The 21,625-nt window shown below is 65.2% G+C and carries 16 protein-coding genes; 12 read left to right on the forward strand and 4 right to left on the reverse strand.

Annotation, left to right across the window (positions count from 1 at the left end):
* Positions 1-16 precede the first annotated feature (16 nt).
* The 10 genes from murC (at position 17) to ligA (ending at position 14,413) form a co-directional block, all read left to right on the forward strand.
* Positions 17-1,420 (forward strand): UDP-N-acetylmuramate--L-alanine ligase, encoded by a 1,404-nt coding sequence (gene murC, locus IVB13_RS05920; RefSeq protein WP_204513990.1) that lies wholly within the window; start codon positions 17-19, stop codon positions 1,418-1,420.
* Positions 1,421-1,424: 4 nt separating this feature from the next.
* Positions 1,425-2,345: a UDP-N-acetylmuramate dehydrogenase gene (gene murB / locus IVB13_RS05925; RefSeq protein ID WP_247294863.1), complete on the forward strand. Its 921-nt coding sequence runs from the start codon at positions 1,425-1,427 to the stop codon at positions 2,343-2,345.
* A gap of 22 nt (positions 2,346-2,367) precedes the next feature.
* Positions 2,368-3,354: a D-alanine--D-alanine ligase gene (locus tag IVB13_RS05930; protein WP_085349138.1), complete on the forward strand. Its 987-nt coding sequence runs from the start codon at positions 2,368-2,370 to the stop codon at positions 3,352-3,354.
* A gap of 350 nt (positions 3,355-3,704) precedes the next feature.
* On the forward strand, positions 3,705-4,733 hold the full coding sequence (locus IVB13_RS05935; protein ID WP_026232695.1) for a cell division protein FtsQ/DivIB: 1,029 nt from the start codon (positions 3,705-3,707) through the stop codon (positions 4,731-4,733).
* The gene (ftsA, locus tag IVB13_RS05940; protein WP_018454244.1) at positions 4,730-6,052 is read left to right on the forward strand and encodes a cell division protein FtsA; all 1,323 of its coding nucleotides are present in this window, start codon (positions 4,730-4,732) and stop codon (positions 6,050-6,052) included. The genes IVB13_RS05935 and ftsA overlap by 4 nt, the downstream gene beginning before the upstream one ends.
* Before the next feature lie 87 nt (positions 6,053-6,139).
* Positions 6,140-7,945 carry a cell division protein FtsZ gene (gene ftsZ / locus IVB13_RS05945; protein ID WP_018454245.1) on the forward strand — a complete coding sequence of 602 codons (1,806 nt, stop codon included), beginning with the start codon at positions 6,140-6,142 and terminating at the stop codon, positions 7,943-7,945.
* Between the two features lie 357 nt (positions 7,946-8,302).
* Positions 8,303-9,265, forward strand: a complete 963-nt coding sequence (gene lpxC / locus IVB13_RS05950) for a UDP-3-O-acyl-N-acetylglucosamine deacetylase (RefSeq protein WP_247294861.1) — start codon at positions 8,303-8,305, stop codon at positions 9,263-9,265.
* Positions 9,266-9,560: 295 nt separating this feature from the next.
* Complete coding sequence (locus tag IVB13_RS05955; protein WP_026232697.1) at positions 9,561-10,466, forward strand: outer membrane protein assembly factor BamD; 906 nt, start codon at positions 9,561-9,563, stop codon at positions 10,464-10,466.
* Between the two features lie 13 nt (positions 10,467-10,479).
* Positions 10,480-12,153, forward strand: a complete 1,674-nt coding sequence (gene recN / locus IVB13_RS05960) for a DNA repair protein RecN (protein ID WP_247294859.1) — start codon at positions 10,480-10,482, stop codon at positions 12,151-12,153.
* A 106-nt stretch (positions 12,154-12,259) separates the two neighbouring features.
* A complete protein-coding gene (ligA, locus tag IVB13_RS05965) occupies positions 12,260-14,413 on the forward strand; it encodes an NAD-dependent DNA ligase LigA (protein WP_247488034.1) in 2,154 nt (717 codons plus the stop codon).
* A 174-nt stretch (positions 14,414-14,587) separates the two neighbouring features.
* On the opposite strand, the gene IVB13_RS05970 is transcribed toward ligA, so the two are convergent.
* Positions 14,588-15,862: a multidrug effflux MFS transporter gene (locus IVB13_RS05970; RefSeq protein WP_085349080.1), complete on the reverse strand. Its 1,275-nt coding sequence runs from the start codon at positions 15,860-15,862 to the stop codon at positions 14,588-14,590.
* Between the two features lie 382 nt (positions 15,863-16,244).
* Entirely contained in the window at positions 16,245-18,074 is a 1,830-nt protein-coding gene (locus tag IVB13_RS05975) for an aminopeptidase P family protein (RefSeq protein ID WP_018454251.1), read from the reverse strand.
* 188 nt (positions 18,075-18,262) lie between these two features.
* Here IVB13_RS05975 and IVB13_RS05980 point away from each other — a divergent pair, with 188 nt between their 5' ends.
* On the forward strand, positions 18,263-18,442 hold the full coding sequence (locus IVB13_RS05980) for a hypothetical protein (protein WP_018454252.1): 180 nt from the start codon (positions 18,263-18,265) through the stop codon (positions 18,440-18,442).
* Between the two features lie 24 nt (positions 18,443-18,466).
* Here the strand turns inward: IVB13_RS05980 and IVB13_RS05985 are convergent, their stop codons facing one another.
* Positions 18,467-19,354: a 50S ribosomal protein L11 methyltransferase gene (locus IVB13_RS05985; RefSeq protein WP_018454253.1), complete on the reverse strand. Its 888-nt coding sequence runs from the start codon at positions 19,352-19,354 to the stop codon at positions 18,467-18,469.
* Between the two features lie 153 nt (positions 19,355-19,507).
* Here IVB13_RS05985 and IVB13_RS05990 point away from each other — a divergent pair, with 153 nt between their 5' ends.
* A complete protein-coding gene (locus IVB13_RS05990) occupies positions 19,508-19,672 on the forward strand; it encodes a Flp family type IVb pilin (protein WP_018454254.1) in 165 nt (54 codons plus the stop codon).
* A gap of 275 nt (positions 19,673-19,947) precedes the next feature.
* On the opposite strand, the gene IVB13_RS05995 is transcribed toward IVB13_RS05990, so the two are convergent.
* A complete protein-coding gene (locus tag IVB13_RS05995) occupies positions 19,948-21,558 on the reverse strand; it encodes an NAD(P)/FAD-dependent oxidoreductase (RefSeq protein WP_085385411.1) in 1,611 nt (536 codons plus the stop codon).
* Positions 21,559-21,625 lie beyond the last annotated feature (67 nt).

Below are 21,625 nucleotides of genomic sequence, written 5' to 3' on the forward strand. Positions count from 1 at the left end.
AACTGCGGGATACACCATGAGACTGCCGCGCGAGATCGGACCTATCCACTTCGTCGGGATCGGCGGGATAGGCATGAGCGGAATCGCCGAGGTGCTGCTCAATCTCGGCTATTCCGTGCAGGGTTCGGACGCCTCCGACAATTACAATCTCGACCGCCTGCGCAAGAACGGTGCGAGGGTCTCGGTCGGCCACAAGGCGGAGAACGTCGACGGGGCCGAGGTCGTCGTGGTTTCTACCGCGATCAAGCGCGACAATCCGGAACTGACGGCGGCGCGCGAACGGCGCATCCCCGTGGTGCGCCGCGCCGAGATGCTGGCCGAGCTCATGCGGCTGAAGAGCTGCGTCGCCATCGCCGGCACCCACGGCAAGACCACCACGACCACGATGGTCGCGACGCTGCTCGACGCCGGCGGCCTCGATCCCACCGTGATCAACGGCGGCATCATCAATGCCTACGGCTCCAATGCGCGTCTCGGTGCGGGTGACTGGATGGTGGTCGAAGCGGACGAGAGCGACGGCACGTTCCTGAAGCTGCCGACCGAGGTCGCGATCGTCACCAATGTCGATCCCGAGCATCTCGATCACTTCAAGACCTTCGAGGCGGTGCAGGACGCCTTCCGCCATTTCGTCGAGAACCTGCCGTTCTATGGCTTCGCCGTGATGTGCATCGATCATCCCGTGGTGCAAACCCTTGTCGGCAAGATCGAGGATCGACGCATCATCACCTATGGTGAGAATCCGCAGGCCGATGTGCGCTTCGTCGACCTGACCCCGGCGGGCGGCGGATCGAAGTTCAAGGTTGCCTTCCGCGATCGCAAGACGGGCGCCGTGCACGAGATCTCCGATCTCATGCTGCCGATGCCGGGGCGCCACAATGCCTCCAACGCGACCGCCGCGATTGCGGTCGCGCGCGAGCTCGGCGTGTCGGACGAGGCGATCCGCAAGGCGATCGCCGGCTTCGGCGGCGTCAAGCGCCGCTTCACCAAGACCGGCGAGTGGAACGGCGTCACCGTCATCGACGACTACGGCCATCATCCGGTCGAGATCGCGGCGGTGCTGAAGGCGGCGCGGGAATCCACCAACGGTAAGATCGTCGCGGTGGTGCAGCCGCATCGCTACACCCGCCTGCAGTCGCTGTTCGAGGAATTCTGCACCTGCTTCAACGATGCGGATGCGGTGATCGTCGCCGAGGTCTATGCTGCGGGCGAGACGCCGATCGAAGGCATCGATCGCGACCATTTCGCCGCGGGCCTGCGCGCCCACGGCCACCGCGAGGTGATCCCGCTGCCCGCGGCGTCCGATCTCGCTGGCATCGTCAAGGGCGTGGCGAAGTCCGGCGATCTCGTCGTGTGTCTGGGCGCCGGCAACATCACGCAATGGGCGTATGCCTTGCCCGGCGAATTGAAGGCGCTGGGGTAGCGCAGTGAGCTTCCCCGACATCACACCCGACCTCAAAGCCGTGATGCCCGATCTTCGCGGCCGGCTGCTGGCGAACCAGTCGCTCGCCGAGCTCACCTGGTTTCGCGTCGGAGGTCCCGCGCAGGTGCTGTTCACGCCGACGGATGAGGACGATCTCTCTTATTTCCTCGCGCATCTCGCAAGCGACATTCCCGTCTATGTCGTCGGCGTCGGCTCCAACCTGATCGTGCGCGACGGCGGCATGGCGGGCGTGGTGATCCGGCTTGCGCCGCGCGCCTTTGGCGAGGCGAGCGCGAGCGGCGATGTCGTCACCGCGGGCGCAGCCGCGCTCGACAAGCGCGTGGCGGAAGTCGCCGCGTCGGCCAATATCGGCGGGCTCGAATTTTACTTCGGCATTCCCGGCACGATCGGCGGCGCGCTGCGCATGAATGCGGGCGCCAATGGCGGCGAGACCAAGGACGTGTTGATCGAGGCGCGTGGCGTCGGGCGCGACGGCACGAAGCACATCTTCTCCAATGCCGACATGAAGTTTGTCTACCGCAACAGCGGCGTCGATGCCTCCATCATCTTCACCTCCGCGCGGTTCTGCGGCGAGCTCAGGGATGCCGAGGCGATCCGCGCGCGCATGGCGGAAGTGCAAACCCATCGCGAGACCGCGCAGCCGATCCGCGAAAAGACCGGCGGCTCGACCTTCAAGAATCCGCCCGGCCATTCCGCCTGGAAGCTGGTCGATGCCGCCGGCTGCCGCGGTTTGCGCGTCGGCGGTGCAGAAGTCTCCGAGATGCACTGCAATTTCCTGATCAACACGGGCAATGCCACCGCGCACGATATCGAGACGCTGGGCGAGACCGTACGTGAACGGGTGAAGGCAAATTCCGGAATTGAGCTACACTGGGAAATCAAGCGGATCGGAATTCCCGGCTAATTTGGACAAGCGACGAGAGAACATGCGCATCACCATCCTCTTCGGCGGCTCCAACCGCGAACGTCTGGTTTCCGTCGCCTCAGCCCAGGCGCTGCATCAGGCGCTGCCCGAGGCCGATCTCTGGTGGTGGGACGTCGAGGACAAGGTGCATGTCGTGCAGTCCAAACAGCTGCTCGAACATGCCCGCCCGTTCGAGGACGAGTTCAAGCCGGGCACGTCGGGCATTCCGTTGGAGCAGGCGCTCGACCAGGCGAGGGCGGAGGACCGCGTGCTGGTGCTCGGCCTGCATGGCGGGCGTGCCGAGAACGGCGAATTGCAGGTGATGTGCGAAGCGCGCGGCGTGCCGTTCACCGGATCGGGCTCGGCCTCCTCGCATCTCGCGTTCGACAAGATCGCGGCCAAGCATTTCGCCGCGCTCGGCGGCGTGACGCCGCCGGCCAACATTGCGCTGGACCAGATCGACGAGGCCTTCGCCGAATACGGCCGGCTGATCGCAAAGCCCGCCAGGGATGGCTCGAGCTACGGCCTGATCTTCGTCAACGCCAAGCAGGATCTCGTCGCCGTTCGCAATGCGGCCAAGCACGAAGAGTACGTGATCGAGCCCTACATCTCCGGCGTCGAGGCGACCTGCGGCGTGCTGGAGCGGCCGGACGGCTCGATCATCTCGCTGCCGCCGATCGAGATCATTCCGGGCGAGGGCAGTTTCGACTACGCGGCGAAATATCTTTTGAAGTCGACCCAAGAGATCTGTCCCGGCCGTTTCGCACCCGAAATCACCGCCGCGCTGAAGCACCAGGCGATGCTGGCGCACCGGGCGATGTCGTGTACCGGCTATTCCCGTTCGGACTTCATCGTCTCGGACAAGGGGCTGGTCTATCTCGAAACCAACACGCTGCCCGGCCTGACCAAGTCCTCGCTCTACCCCAAGGCGCTGAAGGCCGAGAGCATCGAGTTCGTCGACTTCCTGCGCGGCCTGATCGAGCTCGCTGTGGCCGGTGTGCGAAAATAATTAGGACTGGTTAACGGCCGAACTGGCGAAACGGCCGGTTTTGGAACCCAAAACCGGTAAAATGCCGGATATTGCGGCATAAATGCCTCACAGGCCTGGGCAAAAAGCTCACGTCGTTAACGAACTTTACCTTTTGTTTACCAGGACGTCCGAAGGTTAACGCTGGCGGCGCATATGACGCTTTGGCTGCCGGCGCGTGGACCGTTGCGGGTGTTGTCACCCCCAGCGAACGCTCTGAAGGGGAGAGGTTTTCTTCTGCTGAAGACCAGCACCCGGCCCGGCAAGTCCGAGACGTCATGTTCGCCAGGACCCGCGCGATGTCGCGGGCAAACTGTTGACGAGCTCGTGCAATGGATGGAGCAGGAAGCCTCACTCGGTCGCTTTTCAGATCGCTGAGGCCCCAAGCTGACCTGAAGGCGGCCGCTATCGGAGCGGTCGTGCTTCTGCGCGAGTGGGTGCAGGACAAGCGTCAGGAAAGAGTTCTCGGCGCCCGTGCTGCCGCCAAGGAAAAGACCAGGGCCAAAGCCATCGTCGAGCGCGAGCCGCCGCCGCGGTTGGTCGCGCTGGTCGAGCGCTATCTGCCGCGCCGGGTCGGGATCAGCATGACGGTGCTGCTCCTGATCGGAAGCTGCGGCTTCGGTATCGTCAAGGGCGGCCATCTCCAGGATTTCATCACGGCGGTCAACGACACCCGCAACGCGCTGGCCAATTCCGCCGGCTTCCGCATCACCTCCGTCGTGATCAACGGTCGCAAGCAGCTCAGCCAGGACGAGATCCTCGCGATCGGCGGCGTCAGCGGCCGATCCTCGCTGCTGTTTCTCGACGCCGACGCCGTGCGCGACAAGCTCAAGGCCAATCCCTGGATCGCGGATGCGACCGTGCTGAAGCTCTATCCGGGCCAGCTCATGATCGAGCTCACCGAGCGCAAGGCGTTCGCGCTGTGGCAGGAGGCCGGCCGGCTCTCCGTCATCGCCGATGACGGCGCCGTGCTCGAACCCTACGTCTCGCGCCGCTTCCTGTCGCTGCCGCTCGTGGTCGGCAAGGGCGCCGAGACGCAGGCCCGCGATTTCCTCGCTTTGCTGGCGCGCTATCCGCAGGTCAATTCCATTACCAAGGCCGCGATCTTCGTCGGTGAGCGGCGCTGGAACCTGAGGCTCAAGGACGGCCTCGACATCCGCCTGCCCGAACAGGACGTCGGCAACGCGCTTGCGATGCTGTCCAGGCTCGACAAGGAGGACAGGCTGTTCTCCCGCGACATCGTCGCCGTCGACCTGCGCCTGCCCGATCGGCTCGTCGTGCAGCTGTCCGAGGACGCCGCCAAGGCGCGCGACGATTTGTTCAAGGACAAGAAGAAGAAAAAGGCCGGGGACGCTGCATGACCGGTCTTGATCGCACCCAGACACCGAAGACACGCCCGATGCCGCACAAGCGCGGCGGCCTCGTCGCCTGCCTCGACATCGGCACCAGCAAGATCGCCTGCATGATCGCGCGGCTGAAGCCGTCGGCGCCGAGCGAAGCCCTGCGCGACCGGACCCATGCGGTGGAGCTGATCGGCTACAGCCAGATTCAGTCGCGCGGCATGAAGGCCGGCGCCGTGATCGATCTCGGCGAATGCGAGCAGGCGGTGCGACAGGCCGTCGGGCTTGCAGAGAAAATGGCCAAGGTGCGGGTCGAGTCCGTGCTGCTGTCGGTCTCCGGCGGCCGGCTCTCCGGTCAGCTGGTCGAAGCTGCGGCCGACATCCGCGGCGGCGCCGTGACACCGGCCGATGTCAGCCGCGTCACCTCCACCGGCATGCGCCACGCCACCGGCGAAGGCCGCACCGTGCTGCACGCGCTGCCGGTCGGCTACACGCTTGACGGCGTCAAAGGTATCCGCGACCCCCGCGGCATGGTTGCGCATCAGTTCGGCATCGACATGAATGTCGTCACCTGCGACGCCACGGTGGCGCGGAACCTGATGCTGGCGGTCGAACGCTGCCACATCAACGTCGAAGCAATGGCGGCAAGCCCCTATGTGGCAGGCCTGTCGGTGCTGACCGACGACGAGGCCGATCTCGGCGCCGCCGTGGTCGAAATGGGCGCGGGCACCACCACGATCGCGGTCTTTTCCGGCGGCCACTTCGTGCATGCCGCGGGTTTTGCGGTCGGCGGGCAACACATCACGATGGATCTGGCGCGCGGACTCTCCGCGACCATTGCCGATGCCGAGCGAATCAAGACGTTATACGGGACCGTCATCACCGGCGGATCGGACTCGCGTGAGCTGATGTCTGTACCGACAGCCGGTGACGAGCAGGATCTGCCGCAGATCGTCTCCCGCGCTACCATCGCCAACATCGTCAAGCATCGTGCCGAGGAAGTCTTCGAAATGGTTCGGGACAAGCTGAAGGACTCGCCCTTCGCCTCGGAGCCGAACGGCCGCGTCGTGCTCTCGGGCGGGGCCTCGCAGCTCACGGGTCTCGTTGAGCTCGGAACGCAGATTCTCGGCCGGCCCGTGCGGGTCGGACGTCCGCTCGGTTTCGGCCGGCTGCCCAACGAGGCGAAGAACGCCGCCTTCGCGGTGCCGGCCGGACTGCTCGTCTACCCGCAATATGTTCACCACGAACATGTCGAACCGCGGCATACGCGGCAGCAGGTCAGGACGGGGACCGGCGGGTATTTCGGAAAGGTCGGACGATGGCTACGCGAGGGCTTCTGATGACTCCTTCCCGCAATATTCGATTTTCACCAACTCCCGCGGCCGCCGGCCGGGGCGAACCCACGCGCGCGTGATCGAGAGGCAAACATGACCATCAGCATCAATGTTCCTGATATTCACGAACTGAAGCCCCGCATCACCGTGTTCGGCGTCGGCGGCGCCGGTGGTAACGCCGTCAACAACATGATCACGGCGGGCCTCCAGGGCGTCGACTTCGTGGTCGCCAACACCGACGCGCAGGCGCTGACGATGTCGAAGGCGCAGCGCATCGTGCAGATGGGCACGGCGGCCACGCAAGGGTTGGGCGCAGGTTCGCAGCCGGTGGTCGGCGCGGCCGCGGCCGAAGAAGTCATGGACGAACTCCGTGACCATCTCTCGGGCGCCAACATGGTGTTCGTCACCGCCGGCATGGGCGGCGGCACCGGCACCGGCGCAGCTCCCGTGATCGCCAAGATCGCGCGCGAGATGGGCATCCTCACCGTCGGCGTCGTGACCAAGCCCTTCCACTTCGAGGGCGGCCGCCGCATGCGCACCGCGGAAGCGGGCATCAATGAGCTGCACAAGGTCGTTGATACGCTGCTGATCATCCCGAACCAGAACCTGTTCCGGGTCGCGAACGAGAAGACCACCTTCGCCGACGCCTTCGCGATGGCCGACCAGGTGCTCTATTCGGGCGTTGCCTGCATCACCGACCTGATGGTCAAGGAAGGCCTGATCAATCTCGACTTCGCCGACGTCCGCGCCGTCATGCGCGAGATGGGCAAGGCGATGATGGGCACGGGCGAAGCCTCCGGCGACAAGCGCGCGCTGACCGCCGCCGAAGCCGCGATCGCCAACCCGCTGATCGACGATAGCTCGATGAAGGGCGCCAAGGGCCTCCTGATCTCCATCACCGGCGGCAAGGATCTCACCCTGTTCGAGGTCGACGAAGCTGCGACCCGCATCCGCGAGGAAGTCGACCAGGACGCCAACATCATCGTCGGCGCCACCTTCGACGAGGCCCTCGATGGCCTGATCCGCGTCTCGGTCGTCGCCACCGGCATCGAACAGGCCGCGATCGCGCGCAACAGCCAGGCCACCAGCGCTCCCGTGGCGAATCCTGCTCCGCAGGCGCAGCAGGCTCCCGCCGCTCCCGCCGCGGCTGCCGAGAGCCGTCTTGCCGATCTGACCGCGCGGCTGCGCGCTGACAATCAGCGCATGGCCGAGCGCGCCCAGAAGTTCGAAGGACAGACCCCGGCCACAGGAACGGGCCAATTTGCCGCCGCTCCCACGGCTCCGCGTCCGAACGTCGAGCGCGCTGCGCTTGCCGCCATCGCCGCCGCCGTTGCGGACGTTCCGCAGGCTCCCGCGCCGATGCAGACCTATGGCGACGTTACCGTGCGCCCGATCGCGCAGAAGCCCACGCTGTTCCCCGAGCCCGAGCAGGCGCCGATGGCCATGCAAGAGCCGATGACGCCGGAAACCTTCATCCCTCCGCAGGCCGAGCGTGCACCGGTCCGCACACCGCGGATGCCGCGGATCGAGGAACTTCCGATGCCCGCCCAGGCCGAGCTTCGCCAGGCCCGCGGCGAGGTCGAGGAGGAGACCCCGCAAAAGACCCGGCTGTCGCTGCTGCAGCGCCTCGCCAATGTCGGCCTCGGCCGTCGTGACGAGGAGACCGAGGCGCCGATCGCGGCCCGCACCGCCGGTCCCGCGATGCCGCCACTGCCCGATCGCCGCCCCCAGAAGACCGTGGCGCAGCAAATCGCTTCTACCGAGCCGGTGTCTGAGTATGCCCGTCGTCCCGCGCCGCAGGGCCTGGACATGCACGGCCGTCCCGCGCCTGTTGCCCCGGCGCCACAGGGAGATGACCATCTTGATATCCCGGCCTTCCTGCGGCGGCAGGCGACCTGAGGATTGTTACAATAAGGCAGACGAAAAAAGGTCCCGGGGGGAAGCTTGCCGGGACCTTTTCTTTTGCCCCGTGCATATCCGGATTGCGTGGCCAAGCAACTGATTTTAAATCATTAATTACGTATTCGATGGTTCAGTAAAACTACCGAAAACGGTCCCGAACTCCGGTCCAATTTGGTTAAGCCTTGGCGCGAATACGGCGGGTTTGGGGTAACAATCGGTAAAAAAGCGTGAGTTGGCGCTGTTTGGGGCAGTGACTATGGTTTGCCGTGACTTGGGGATACGGATTCGGAACAGCGGTCTAGGCCGCAGTCGGGTTCAGTATAAGTCGCGATGGTCGTAGTGGGGCGGTTCCTGATGAAATTTAGCCGGCAAACAACGCTTCGTGCGCAAGCCAGTGTGGCAGGCGTCGGCGTTCATTCCGGTCTTCCTGTCACGCTCGCGCTTGGACCCGCGCCTGTCGACGCGGGATTTGTTTTTATCCGCACCGGGCTCGAGGGAAGCGACCGCGAAGTTCAGGCCACCGCCGAGCAGGTGATCGCGACGGATTTCGCCACCGTCCTCGGTGATCGCAACGGTCCGCTGGTTTCCACCGCCGAGCATGTCCTTGCTGCGCTGCGGGGAATGGGCGTCGACAACGCCATCATCGAGATCGATGGGCCGGAAGTGCCGATCATGGACGGCAGCGCGGCAGCCTTCGTTGCGGCGATCGACCAGGCCGGCATCGTGACCCAGCCGGCGCAGCGCCGCTTCATCCAGGTTTTGAAGCCGATCTCGGTCAAGATCGGCGACTCCTTCGGTGAGATCAGGCCCTATGCCGACGGGTTCCGCGCCGAGGTCGAGATCGACTTCACCAATCCTGTCATCGGCCAGCAGAGCTATGCCTTCGACCTCAACCCGGAGCGTTTCCGCCGCGAAGTCGGCCGGGCCCGGACTTTCGGTCTGATGTGCGACGTCGCGCGGCTCTGGAGCGCCGGCTACGCGCTCGGTGCCTCATTCGACAACACCGTCGTGTTCGACGAGGAGCGGCTGCTCAACACCGAGGGCCTGCGCTACGCCGACGAATGCGCCCGCCACAAGGTGCTGGACGTGATCGGCGACCTCGCGCTGGCGGGTCTGCCGCTGCTCGGCGCCTACCGCTCGGTACGTGGCGGCCACAAGCTCAACCACGCCGTTCTGACCGCGCTGCTCGCCGACCGCACCGCTTGGCGGGTGGTCGAGGGCGAGGCAGCCCGCCGCACCACGCGTCCGGTGGCCGAAACCGGTCGCGGCATCGTCGGTGGCCGGATCGCCGCGGTCTACGGGCCGGACGTTTCCTGAAGAGAGACGTTTCCTGCAGCGGACGTTTCCTAGACGAGAGACGCGTCCTGAAGAGACCCGTCGCCGCGGGCGTTTGGCGGCGGCTTTCCCCGGGAAACTCCTGGTAACGATGATCGGCTAGGATTGCGGCGCCTCGCCTTAATCCGGGCGGAATGCCTGCCTATCCGGTTGGTTGAAGATCGTTTTTCGGTTACACCGGCGTGGTCGCACGGCAGGCACCACGGCTATATTTCGCGCCCAGGACGGGGTTCATGGGCTGGCGGACACCGCACCACAGGGCGTCAGGGCAATACTCATGTCGGCACAGCGTATGACGCGCGGATATCTTCAAGTCCCGTCTCGAGAAGTCTCGTCTCGAGCCCGTGGGCTGCTTCAGGTTGTCGCCCTCTTCGTGCTCGCGCTGCCGCTGGCCGGCTGCGGCACCGGCGCGCTTTGGGACAAGTTCACCGCCAAGGACGACACCTTCGTCGAGGAGCCCGCCGACAAGATCTACAATGAGGGCCTGTACCTCATGAACGAGAAGAAGGACATGAAGGCGGCGAACAAGAAGTTCGAAGAGGTCGACCGCCAGCATCCTTATTCCGACTGGGCCCGCAAATCATTGCTGATGTCGGCCTACGCGTCCTACCAGGGCGGGGATTATGACAATTGTATCGGCGCGGCCACCCGCTACGTCACGCTGCATCCCGGCAGCCCGGATGCGGCCTACGCGCAATATCTGATCGCCGCCTCGCATTACGACCAGATTCCGGACATCAGCCGCGACCAGACCCGCACCGAGAAGGCGATCGCCTCGCTGGAAGAGGTGGTGCGCAAATATCCGACCTCCGAATATGCGACCTCGGCCAAGGCCAAGATCGAAGGTGCGCGCGACCAGCTCGCCGGCAAGGAAATGAACGTCGGCCGCTATTACGCGCAGAAGCGCGACTACACGGCGGCGATCAACCGGTACAAGGCCGTGGTGACGCAGTACCAGACCACCCGCCATGTCGAGGAGGCGCTGTACCGCCTGACCGAGGCCTATATGGCGATCGGCATCGTTGGCGAGGCCCAGACGGCCGCCGCCGTGCTCGGGCACAATTTTCCTGATAGTCGCTGGTACAAGGACGCCTATAATCTTGTAAAATCAGGCGGTCTCGAACCGAGCGAGAATCAGGGGTCCTGGATTAGCAAGACCTTCAAGAAAATGGGTCTCGGCTAGGAAATAGAATTCCATGCTGGCGCGTCTGTCGATCCGTGACATCGTCCTGATCGAACGGCTCGATATCGAATTCGCACCGGGCCTCGCGGTTTTGACCGGCGAGACCGGTGCGGGCAAATCCATCCTGCTCGATGCCTTTGCGTTGGCGCTCGGCGGCCGCGGCGATGCCGGCCTCGTGCGGCATGGGGCGGAGCAGGGGCAGGTCACTGCCGTATTCGATATCCCAAAAAACCATCCCGCGGCCAAAATCCTCGCGGAGAACGGGCTGGACGATACCGGCGAGATGATTCTCCGCCGGGTCCAGCTCGCCGACGGCCGCACCCGCGCCTTCATCAACGACCAGGCGATCAGCGTGCAGACGCTGAAGGCGGTCGGGGCTGCCCTGGTCGAGATCCACGGCCAGCACGACGAGCGCGCGCTGGTCGATGCCGCCACCCACCGCCGCCTGCTCGACGCCTTCGCCGGTCTCGAAAAGGACGTCTCGGCGGTCGAGGCGCTCTGGGACGCACGCCGCACCGCCAACACCGCGCTGGAGGAGCATCGCGCCGGCATGGAGCGCGCCGCGCGCGAAGCCGATTACCTCCGCCACGCCTCCGACGAATTGAAGCAGCTCGCGCCCAAGGACGGCGAGGAGACCTCGCTGGCCTCCCGTCGGACCACGATGATGCAGGGCGAGAAGATCGCCTCCGACCTGCGCGAGGCGCAGGAGGCGGTCGGCGGCCACCATTCGCCGGTCGCCTCGCTGTCGGCCGCCGTGCGGCGGCTGGAGCGTCGCGGCGTCAACTCGCCGGCGCTGGTCGAACCCGCGGTGAGGGCGATCGACATCGCCATCAACGCGCTGGAGGAAGCCGACCAGCATCTTCAGGCGGCGCTTGCCGCAACCGATTTTGATCCCTCGGAGCTCGAACGCATCGAGGAGCGCCTGTTCGCGTTGCGCGCCGCCTCGCGCAAATATTCGACGCCGGTCGACGGGCTCGCCGCGCTGGCCGCAAGATACGCCGCCGATGTCGTTCTGATCGATGCCGGCGCCTCACGGCTGAAGAAGCTGGAGCAGGCCGCGATCGAGGCCGATGCGCGCTATGCGGCGGCTGCGAAGAAGCTGTCGATGGCGCGGCAGAAATCGGCGGAGAAGCTCAACAAGGCCGTCAATGCCGAGCTCGCGCCGCTCAAGCTCGAGCGCGCAAAGTTCATGACCCAGGTCGAGACCGACGAGGCAGCTCCGGGCCCGCAAGGGTTCGACCGCGTCGAGTTCTGGGTGCAGACCAACCCGGGCACCAAGCCGGGGCCGCTGATGAAGGTCGCCTCCGGCGGCGAGCTGTCGCGTTTCCTGCTGGCGCTGAAGGTCGTGCTGTCCGACCGCGGTTCGGCGCCGACCTTGGTCTTCGACGAGATCGACACCGGTGTCGGCGGCGCGGTCGCGGACGCCATCGGCGGACGGCTGGCGCGGCTCGCCGGCAAGGTCCAGGTGATGGCCGTCACCCACGCCCCGCAGGTCGCCGCCCGTGCCGACCAGCATTTGCTGATCTCAAAGGACGCACTGGACAAGGGCAAGCGCGTTGCGACCCGCGTCAATGCGCTTGCCGCCGACCACCGCCGCGAGGAGATCGCGCGGATGCTCGCCGGTGCCGAGATCACCGCCGAGGCGAGGGCTGCCGCGGACCGTCTGCTCAAGGCGGCGACGGCTTGATTTCGTGTCCCGGACGCGCGCAACCGCAGGGCCCTAAACGTTGAGTCCGGGGTACGAAACTGTAACCGCCTTTACCCTCCTGCCCGCTCCATCGTATCCAAGCACCATGGCCAGAGCAGCAAAATCGAAACCAACACCGCTTCGCGAAGTCGCCGACCTCACCAAGGCGCAGGCCAAGGTCGAGCACATGCGGCTCGCGCTCGAGATCGAGGGGCATAACGAACGCTACTACCAGGAGGACGCGCCCACCGTCACCGACGCCGAGTATGACGCGCTACGCCAGCGCTTCAACGCGATCGAGAAGCGCTTTCCGGAATTCGTCAGCGCGGACTCTCCGTCGCAGAAAGTCGGTGCTGCACCATCAGGCCGCTTCAAGAAGGTGCGGCATGCCGTCCCCATGTTGTCGCTCGACAACGCCTTTGCGGAAGAGGATCTGCGCGACTTCGTCGGCCGCATCGTGCGCTTCCTGAAGCTCGACGACGACAAGATCGATTTTTCCGCCGAGCCGAAGATCGACGGCCTCTCGATGTCGCTGCGCTACGAGGGCGGTGAACTCGTCACCGCGGCGACTCGCGGCGACGGCGCGGTCGGCGAGGACGTCACCGCCAACATCCGCACGCTCGAAGACGTGCCGAAGAGGCTGAAGGGCCGCAACGTCCCCGACATCTGCGAGGTGCGCGGCGAGGTCTACATGACCAAGAAGGCGTTTCTGGCGCTCAACGAGCGGCAGAAGGCGGAAGGCAGCACCATCTTCGCCAATCCACGCAACTCGGCCGCGGGCTCGCTCCGGCAGAAGGATCCGACCATCACCGCCTCGCGCCCCCTCGGCTTCTTCGCCTATGCCTGGGGCGAGATGAGCGCGATGCCAGAGGGCACGCAGAGCGGCATGATCGGCTGGTTCGAGCGCTGCGGCTTCAGGACTAACCCGCTGACCAAGCTCTGTCACTCCGTCGAGGAACTGCTGGCGTTTCATCGTGCGATCGAGGAACAGCGCGCAAAACTCGACTACGACATCGACGGCGTCGTCTACAAGGTTGACCGCATCGATTGGCAGGAACGGCTCGGCTTCGTCTCGCGCACGCCGCGCTGGGGCATCGCGCACAAATTCCCGGCCGAGCGCGCCACGACGGTGCTGCGCGACATCGAGATCCAGGTCGGCCGCACCGGCTCGTTCACGCCGGTGGGCAAGCTCGAACCGGTCGGCGTCGGCGGCGTGATCGTGCAGAACGTCACGCTGCACAACGAGGACTACATCAAGGGCATCGGCAACAAGGGCGAAGTGCTGCGCGAGGGCCGCGACATCAGGATCGGCGACACCGTCGTGATCCAGCGCGCCGGCGACGTCATCCCGCAGGTGGTCGACGTCGTCCTCGACAAGCGGCCGAAGGCTGCCAGGGAATTCCAGTTTCCGAAGAAGTGCCCGTGCCCGTTGCACACCGATGTCACGCGCGAGGAGACGGCGGCGGGCGAAGAGGGCTCACGCGCTCGCTGCACCGGCGAGTTCGCCTGCCCCTATCAGAAGATCGAGCATCTGAAGCTGTTCGTGTCGCGGCGCGCCTTCGACATCGACGGTCTTGGCGAGAAGCAGCTCCAGTACTTCTTCGACGAAGGTTTTGTGAAGGAGCCAGCCGACATCTTCACGCTGGAAAAGCGCAACGCAAAGCTCAAGCTGGAGGACATCGAGGGTTACGGCGCAACCTCGGTGCGCAATCTGTTCGGCGCGATCGAGAGCCGTCGCAAGATCGCGCTGGAGCGTTTTATCTACGCGCTCGGCATGCGCCATATCGGCGAGACCACGGCGCTGGCGCTGGCCCGCGGCTACGGCTCCTGGGACGCCTTCCACGATGCCAGCCTGAAGGTCGCCAAGGGCGACGAGGAGGCGATGGCCGAGATGGACGCGCTCGACCAGATCGGCGAGACCGTGATCAAGAGCATCGCCGATTATTTCGGCGAGAGCCACAATCGCGGCATCGTCGAGCGGCTCACCAGGGAGGTCGAGATCATCGACGCGGAGAAGCCGAAGAGCAACTCCGCCGTCGCCGGCAAGACCGTGGTGTTCACGGGCTCGCTGGAGAAGATGACGCGCGACGAGGCCAAGGCCACCGCTGAGCGGTTAGGCGCAAAAGTGTCCGGCTCGGTGTCCAAGAAAACCGATCTCGTCGTCGCAGGCCCCGGCGCAGGTTCGAAGCTCGCGGAGGCCAACAAGCATGGCGTCAAGGTGCTGACCGAGGACGAGTGGCTGCAGCTGATCGGGGAGTGACTCTTCCCTTCTCCCCTTGTGGGAGAAGGTGGCGCGTAGCGCCGGATGAGGGGTTCTATTCTCGAGTTCAAGCTTTGAGAGGGGACCCGCGCGGAGAGAGACCCCTCATCCGGCGCGCTACGCGCGCCACCTTCTCCCACAAGGGGAGAAGGAAGAAGGCCTCACCGCGCCCGATCACATCATCCCGCTCTCTTCCTCTTCCGCCTGCTCGATCAGCGTCTCGCTCATCATGACCTCGCGGCGGGGGACGACGAAGATCATCGTGCAGGCGCAGAGCAGGGAGATCGCCAGTACCGCGGCGGTGAGCGGCAGCGTGGTCGCGGAATGGCCGCCGAGATAGGCGCCGAATTGCGACATCAGCGCGCCGATGCCTTGCTGGAGAAAGCCCATCGCACCTGATGCGGTGCCGGCGGCCTCGGGACGGATGCTGATCGCGCCGGCGGCCGAGTTCGCCATCACGAAGGCATTGCCGACCATCACGATCATCTGCGTGCCGAACAGCCAGGCGGGCGCCTCGTTCCAGCCGGTGAAGCTCCAGAGCAGGTTCAACAGGCTGCCGCAAAGCTGAAGCGCGAGGCCGAACCAGATCAACTTCTCCAGCGAGTGCCTGGGCGCGAAGCGCACGCAGAGCAGATTGCCGACGAGATAGGCAAAACCCGTCGTCGCGAACCACGCGCCGTATTCGGCGCTGGTCCTGCCCATCTGCGTCACCACGATATAGGGGCCGCCGCCGGCGAAGGTGAAGATGATCTGCGAGGCCAGCACCTGGCACATCACGTAGCCGACGAAGGCGCGGTTGCGGATCAGGATGCCGACATCGCCGCGAAAGCCGCTGCCGGCGGCGCGATCTCGGCGCGTCTCGGGCAGCGCGAATGCGATGCCGACGGCGACAATGATCGCGGCGACGGTGATGGCGTAGAAGATCGCGCGCCAGCCGAACGCTGTCTCGATCAGGCCGCCGCTGAGCGGAGAGACCATCTGCCCGATCATCAGCGCCGCGACCACGAGGCTGATCATCGAGGCGACGCGGTCGCGCTCGTAGATGTCGCGGATGATGGCGCGGCTCACCACCATGCCCGCGGCGCCGCCCAACGCCTGGAAAAAGCGCGCGGCGATCAGCTGCGGCAGGGTTTCCGCGAAGATGCAGGCGGCGCTGGCGACCACCATCAGCGCCAGTCCTCCGAGCAGCACCGGTCGCCGCCCGAAACGGTCCGACAGCGGGCCCATGATGAGTTGCGACAGCGCGATGCCGACCATGTACAGCGACACCGTCATCTGCGCGACCGAGATGTCGCTGCCAAAGGTCGTCGCCAGCACCGGCAGCGCCGGAACCAGCATGTAAAGCGAGATCGGCGCGATGCCGGTCATGACGACGAGCAGCAGCAACACCACGCGCGAGGTCGCGAGGTTCTTCGCCGTGTCCGGCGGCTTGCTGATCATGCCGTGCATGCGTGTCCGTCTCGTAGAAATTCGAATCGGACTGTAGCGCGCTCGCGCAAGACGCATATCGGCGTTTCGGAATGCGGCTATACGGATTCCGGGACGGTTATGATGAGGGCGCCATAGCGCCGCTTGGGCGCGTTGCTCGCGTCAAAAAGTCGGTGTCATCGCCGGCTTGACCGGGCGATCCAGTACGCCGCGGCTTCTTCGCATGCGTTTCCTGTCTCTGGAATGCTGGATTCCCCGCCTGCCGCCTTCGCTAAAGCTTCGGCGCCCCTAGACCTCACCCCGGCGAAGCCTTGGCGTAGCCGGGTCGCGGGGCATGACAGCTGTGGTGGAGAAGCAGCCTTGCGCAAAGCGCGTGGAGCCATGCGGCTTTGCGACGACGCGCTTACGCCTTCAACTCCGCCGTGGCCTGGTCCAGCCAGGCCTTGGTCGTCTCGTCCAGCGCCGGCCGCACCTCGGCCCTGACGCGCGCGTGGTAGGCGTTGAGCCAGTCGAGCTCGTCCTTGCTGAGCATGCCGACATCGATCAGCCGGCGGTCGATCGGCGCCAGGGTCAGCGTCTCGAACGCGTTCATCGATTTTTCCGCGCCCTTGATATCGGCTTCGACCACCAGTTCGAGGTTCTCGATGCGGATGCCGAAACCGTCTGTCTTGTAGTAGCCGGGCTCGTTGGACAGGATCATGCCGCGCTTCAGCGGCGTAGTGCCGAGCTTCGAGATTCGCGCCGGCCCCTCATGCACGCTCAGATAGCTGCCGACGCCGTGGCCGGTGCCATGCTCGAAATCGACGCCGGCGGCCCAGAGATATTGCCGTGCGAGTGTGTCGAGCTGCGCGCCGGTGGCGCCGTCGGGAAAGATCGCCCGCGCAATCGCGATGTGGCCGCGCAGCACACGCGTGAAGCGGTCGCGCATCTCGTCGGTCGGCTCGCCCACGGCCATGGTGCGGGTGACGTCGGTGGTGCCGTCTTCGTATTGTGCACCTGAATCGATCAGCAGCAGATCGCCGGGGACGATCCGCCGGTTGCTCTTGCGGGTGACGCGGTAGTGCACGATCGCGCCATTCGGGCCGGTGCCCGATATGGTCGGGAACGACACATCTTTGAGCGCGCCGGTGTCGCGGCGGAATGTCTCCAGCGCCTCGACCGCGTCGATCTCGGTGAGCTTGCCGCTTGCCGCCTCGCGGTCGATAAAGGCGAGGAAGCGTGCCAGCGCCACGGCGTCGCGCCGGTGCGCCGATTGCGTGCCCTTGATCTCGGTCGTGTTCTTGACCGCCTTGAGCAGCGCGATCGGATCGCTGCCGCGCACCGGCTTGCCGCCGGCGCCCGTGATCAGCCGGCTGAGGGCGTCGGCCGCGGTCGCATTGTCGAGCGCGATCGATCCGCCGCTCTTGGCGAGCGCCATCAGCGTCGGCGCCATCGCATCGGGCTCGCGCACGTCGGCGGACTGCTCGAGATGGTCGCGGGTCAGATTTGAGAGCTTGCGGTGATCGATGAAGATGGTGGGACGGCCGTCCTTCGGCACCAGCGCATAGGACAGCGGCAGCGGCGTATGCGCGACGTCGGCGCCGCGGATGTTGAAGGTCCAGGCCACGGCATGGCTGTCGGACAGCACCAACGCATCGACGCCGAGCTTGCCGATCTCGCTCCTGATCTGCGTCAGCTTCTCGGCTTCAGTCACGCCGGCATGTTGCATTCCGTGCACCGTGACCGGCGCAATCGGCGGCTGTGGCCGGTCTTGCCAGATCGCATCGACCGGATTGCTGTCGACGGCGACCAGTTCGGCACCGGCCTTGGTGCAGGCGGCGGCCAAACGCTCGGCTGCTGCAAAAGTGTGCAGCCACGGATCAAATCCTAGGCGGTCGCCGGCCTTCAGGTGTGCCGACATCCAGCTTTCCGGCGGGGGATCGATCAGAGATTCCACGGCCCAGGCCCTTGAATCGACCTGCTTGGCCGCCTGGATCGTGTAGCGGCCGTCGACGAAGACCGCGGCCTCGTGCGTCAGCACCACCGCCAGTCCCGCCGAGCCCGTAAAACCGGTCAGCCAGGCGAGACGTTCTTCGGACGGCGGCACGTACTCATTCTGCTGCTGATCGGCGCGTGGAATCACGAAACCGGTCAGCTTGCGGCGGGCGAGTTCTTCACGGAGCGCGGCCAGCCGGGCTGTCAATGCGACGCCGGCCTCGGGCTCCTCGAATGTCTGGAAATGCGCTTCGAACATGGTGGATCACTTTAGGATCATGCGGATCAGTCCGCAATGTAGACGCATTTGAGGTCGCATCTGGCATGGACTGTGCTTGAACAAGTTCCATTCGAATTGAGTGGAGTACAGGATGCGGCAGTTGCGCTTCGTCCAGATGACAGGGAAATTCGAGCAAGTTGTTCATCTCAACGACGAGGGGACACTCGATGCCAGCGTTCACGTTTGAAAAGATTACGCCGCCGGTGCGCCGCGCCCCGGCTGCGGCAACACCGAAGAAACCGCGCGGCCTGATCAGCCAGATGATCGACCGTTTCGCCGAACGCCGCGCGAGGCGCGCCTCGCAGGCCGAGCGCGCGATGCGCCGGGACGAAGAGACGGCAAAGTAGCGGCATCTACGGCAGCAGCCGTACTCACCCCATCTTCCGCAGCAACAGGCTGCTCCATCCCTGGATTCGCATGTGCTTCAGAGGCACGAGGCCGCGCGCGCGGTAGGCGGCGATCACGGCGGGGACCTGGGGCGTCAACAGGCCGGAGAGGATGACGCGCCCGCCAGGGGCGAGGTGGCGCGTCATCGGGCCCGCCAATTGCCGTAACGGATTGGCAAGGATGTTGGCCAGCACCAGGTCGAACGGGCCGCGTCTGCCGAAATCAGCCGCCGCGAAGCCGATGGCGCGGATCACTCGCACATGGTGACCGACCTCGTTCAACACGGCGTTCTCGGCTGCCACCTTGACCGAGGCCGGGTCGATGTCGGAGGCCAGCACCGCGCGATGCAGCGCTTTCGCCGCCGCTATCCCGAGCACGCCGGTCCCGGTACCGAGGTCGAGCACGCGGTCCGGCCGGGTGCGTTTCAGGACATGGTCAAGCAGGAGTAAACAGCCGCGTGTGGTGCCGTGATGGCCAGTGCCGAAGGCGAGAGCCGCCTCGATCTCGATGGCGAGCTTGTTCGGGGCCACGCGGTCGCGGTCATGGCTGCCGTGGACGACGAAGCGCCCGGCCGGCACCGGGACGAGATCTTCCAGGCTCGACTTGACCCAGTCCCTGGCTTCGACGGTGTCGAAGGCCAGCGTGTCCGCGATCTCATTTCCTGCTGATGTTGCAACGAGTTCGCGCAGCCACGCCCGGTCCGGCGCGTGGGCGAAATGCAGCGCGACGTCCCACTGTCCGTTCGGCTGCTCGAAGGCGGCGACCGCCGCATCATCCTCGAAGAACATTTCGGTGAGGACGTCGACAATGCGCCTTGCGGCGATCTCGCTGCCGATCGAAAAATTGGCGCGATGGGTGGGGGCAGGCTGCATCTCAGGGTTCCGTCCGGTTCAATTTTTGGAACTTTTGTTCCCGATTTTTCTAATAACTTGCATTTATGAGGTTAACCCGACCGCAGGTTGTGCCACGTAGATTTGCGGGTGTTGGGCAACCCACACAGCTTGAAATGGAAAAGGAGGCGAGACTTGAAGCGCATGATTTTGAAATTCTGGACCGACGATTCAGGTGCAACCGCAATCGAGTACGGCCTGATCGCAGCCGGCATCGCGCTGGCGATCATCACCGTCGTGAACGGACTGGGCACCACCATGAACGACAAGTTCACTTCGATTAGCAGCTCCTTAAAGTAATTTCCGCCTCCCATTCCCGGCGGGGCAATTCTCCATACGACTGCTTTCGAGCCGCGCCCGCCGGGGGAATTGCCCCCTGGCGGGCGAAGTCGTTTTGGGGAGAGGTTTTCACAGAATGCCCACAGGCTACCCGCTGGTTTGTCCGGACTTTGTCCACGGATTATCCCGCCGCTCATTCCCGGATTTTCCACCGATTTGTAGCAGGCTTTGAAGGGGCATAACCCACCGCCCTTTCACAGCTTTGCCAACAGTCTGTCCACAGCCCATCCACAGGCTTATCCACGGCTTCCGAACAACGACCGGTGATCCCTCAGGATTGCCTGGGCGGCGTTGTGGCCAGGCGCGCCGGTGACGCCGCCGCCGGGGTGGGCGCCGGAGCCGCAATGATAGAGGCCCTTCACGGGCCCGCGATAATCGGCGTGGCCCAGCATCGGCCGCGCCGAAAACAGCTGGTTCAGCGTCAGCGCGCCGTGGAAGATGTCGCCGCCGAGCAGGCCGAACTGCCGTTCGAGGTCGAGCGGTGACAGGATCTGGCGGCCGAGCACGCTTGTCGCAAAACCCGGCGCGTATTTGTCCACCGTCGCGATCATGAGGTCGGCAACCTCGTCGCGATGGTCGTCCCACGACTTCCCATCGGGAAGCTCCGGCGCGACGTGCTGGCAGAACAGGCTTGCGACGTGGTGTCCTGCGGGCGCGAGCGTGTCGTCGAGCGTCGAGGGGATCAGCATTTCCACGACCGGCTCCCGGCTCCAGCCGTGCGCGCGGGCATCGAAAAAGGCGCGGTCCATGTAGCCGAGATCAGGGGCCAGGATAATGCCGGAGGTGAGATGATCGCCGTCGCCCGGCAGCGCCGTGAAGGAGGGCAGGCGGTCCAGCGCCACGTTCATGCGGAAGGTGCCGGAGCCGTTCTTCCAGTGCCGGATGCGGGCGAGGAAGTCTTGGGGAAGCGCATCGGCGGCGACCAGCCGCGTGTAGAGCAGTTTCGGATTGACGTTGGCTGCGACATATTTCGCGCGGATGGTCGTACCGTTCTCCAGCGCCACGCCGACCGCGCGATCGCGCTCGACGATGACCTCGCGCACGCCTGCATCGGTGTCGATCACAACGCCGCGGTCGCGTGCGGCGCGCGCCATGGCCTGCGTGATCGCACCCATGCCGCCGATGGCGTGACCCCAGACGCCCTTCTTGCCGTTCACCTCGCCGAAGGCGTGATGCAGCATCACATAGGCCGAGCCCGCGGCGTAGGGGCTGGCATAATTGCCGACGATGGCATCGAAGCCGAACAGCGCCTTGACCAGATCATGCTCGAAACGTTCGTCCAGCATCTCGCCGGCCGAGCGGGTGAAGAGATCGAGCAGGCTGCGGCTCTGCTCCAGCGACAGCCCGCGCAGGATGTTGGCGCTCTGGAATGCGTTCACGGCTTCGCGGATCGAGGCCGTGCCGAAACCATCGAGCAGGTTTGGCGGCGCGCGCAGCACGAATTGCCGAAGCACGTCGGCGATATCTTCCAGTTCGCGCGAAAACCCGTCGAGTGCATTTGCGTCATGCGGGCTCAGCCGGGCGACGGACGCCTGCGTCCGCCCCTCGCCGGTGAGAAGATAGCTGCCGTCGGGGGCGGGCAGAAAATTCTGCGCGCGCCGTTCGACGATGCGCAGGCCCTGTTCGGCCAGCTTCAAGTCACGGATCACCAGCGGATTGAGCAGGCTCACGGTGTAGGCCGCGACCGAATTGCGGAAGCCGGGATGAAATTCCTCCGTGACCGCGGCCCCGCCGACCACCTTGCGGCGCTCGACCACGCGCACGCGCAAGCCGGCCATCGCGAGATAGGCCGCGCAGGTGAGGCCGTTATGGCCAGCGCCGATGATGATGACGTCGGTTTCGATCATGAAGGGGTCAGCTGTTCCACGCCCATTCCGGGATGGTCTGAACGACCGGGCTCGGGACATCTGTATA

The sequence above is a fragment of the Bradyrhizobium sp. 17 genome, from assembly GCF_023073515.1.
In the GTDB taxonomy this organism is placed as follows: Bacteria; Pseudomonadota; Alphaproteobacteria; order Rhizobiales; family Xanthobacteraceae; genus Bradyrhizobium; species Bradyrhizobium canariense_D.

What these genes read in the sequence shown, in the direction of transcription:
- IVB13_RS05985 (WP_018454253.1), bottom strand. Translation starts at nt 19,354, where the DNA reads ATGCAGCCTGCCCCCACCCATCGCGCCAATTTTTCGATCGGCAGCGAG.
- IVB13_RS05995 (WP_085385411.1), bottom strand. Translation starts at nt 21,558, where the DNA reads ATGATCGAAACCGACGTCATCATCATCGGCGCTGGCCATAACGGCCTC.
- IVB13_RS05930 (WP_085349138.1), top strand. Translation starts at nt 2,368, where the DNA reads ATGCGCATCACCATCCTCTTCGGCGGCTCCAACCGCGAACGTCTGGTT.
- IVB13_RS05980 (WP_018454252.1), top strand. Translation starts at nt 18,263, where the DNA reads ATGCCAGCGTTCACGTTTGAAAAGATTACGCCGCCGGTGCGCCGCGCC.
- ligA (WP_247488034.1), top strand. Translation starts at nt 12,260, where the DNA reads ATGGCCAGAGCAGCAAAATCGAAACCAACACCGCTTCGCGAAGTCGCC.
- IVB13_RS05955 (WP_026232697.1), top strand. Translation starts at nt 9,561, where the DNA reads ATGTCGGCACAGCGTATGACGCGCGGATATCTTCAAGTCCCGTCTCGA.
- recN (WP_247294859.1), top strand. Translation starts at nt 10,480, where the DNA reads ATGCTGGCGCGTCTGTCGATCCGTGACATCGTCCTGATCGAACGGCTC.
- lpxC (WP_247294861.1), top strand. Translation starts at nt 8,303, where the DNA reads ATGAAATTTAGCCGGCAAACAACGCTTCGTGCGCAAGCCAGTGTGGCA.
- murC (WP_204513990.1), top strand. Translation starts at nt 17, where the DNA reads ATGAGACTGCCGCGCGAGATCGGACCTATCCACTTCGTCGGGATCGGC.
- IVB13_RS05975 (WP_018454251.1), bottom strand. Translation starts at nt 18,074, where the DNA reads ATGTTCGAAGCGCATTTCCAGACATTCGAGGAGCCCGAGGCCGGCGTC.
- IVB13_RS05935 (WP_026232695.1), top strand. Translation starts at nt 3,705, where the DNA reads ATGGATGGAGCAGGAAGCCTCACTCGGTCGCTTTTCAGATCGCTGAGG.
- ftsZ (WP_018454245.1), top strand. Translation starts at nt 6,140, where the DNA reads ATGACCATCAGCATCAATGTTCCTGATATTCACGAACTGAAGCCCCGC.
- ftsA (WP_018454244.1), top strand. Translation starts at nt 4,730, where the DNA reads ATGACCGGTCTTGATCGCACCCAGACACCGAAGACACGCCCGATGCCG.
- IVB13_RS05970 (WP_085349080.1), bottom strand. Translation starts at nt 15,862, where the DNA reads ATGCACGGCATGATCAGCAAGCCGCCGGACACGGCGAAGAACCTCGCG.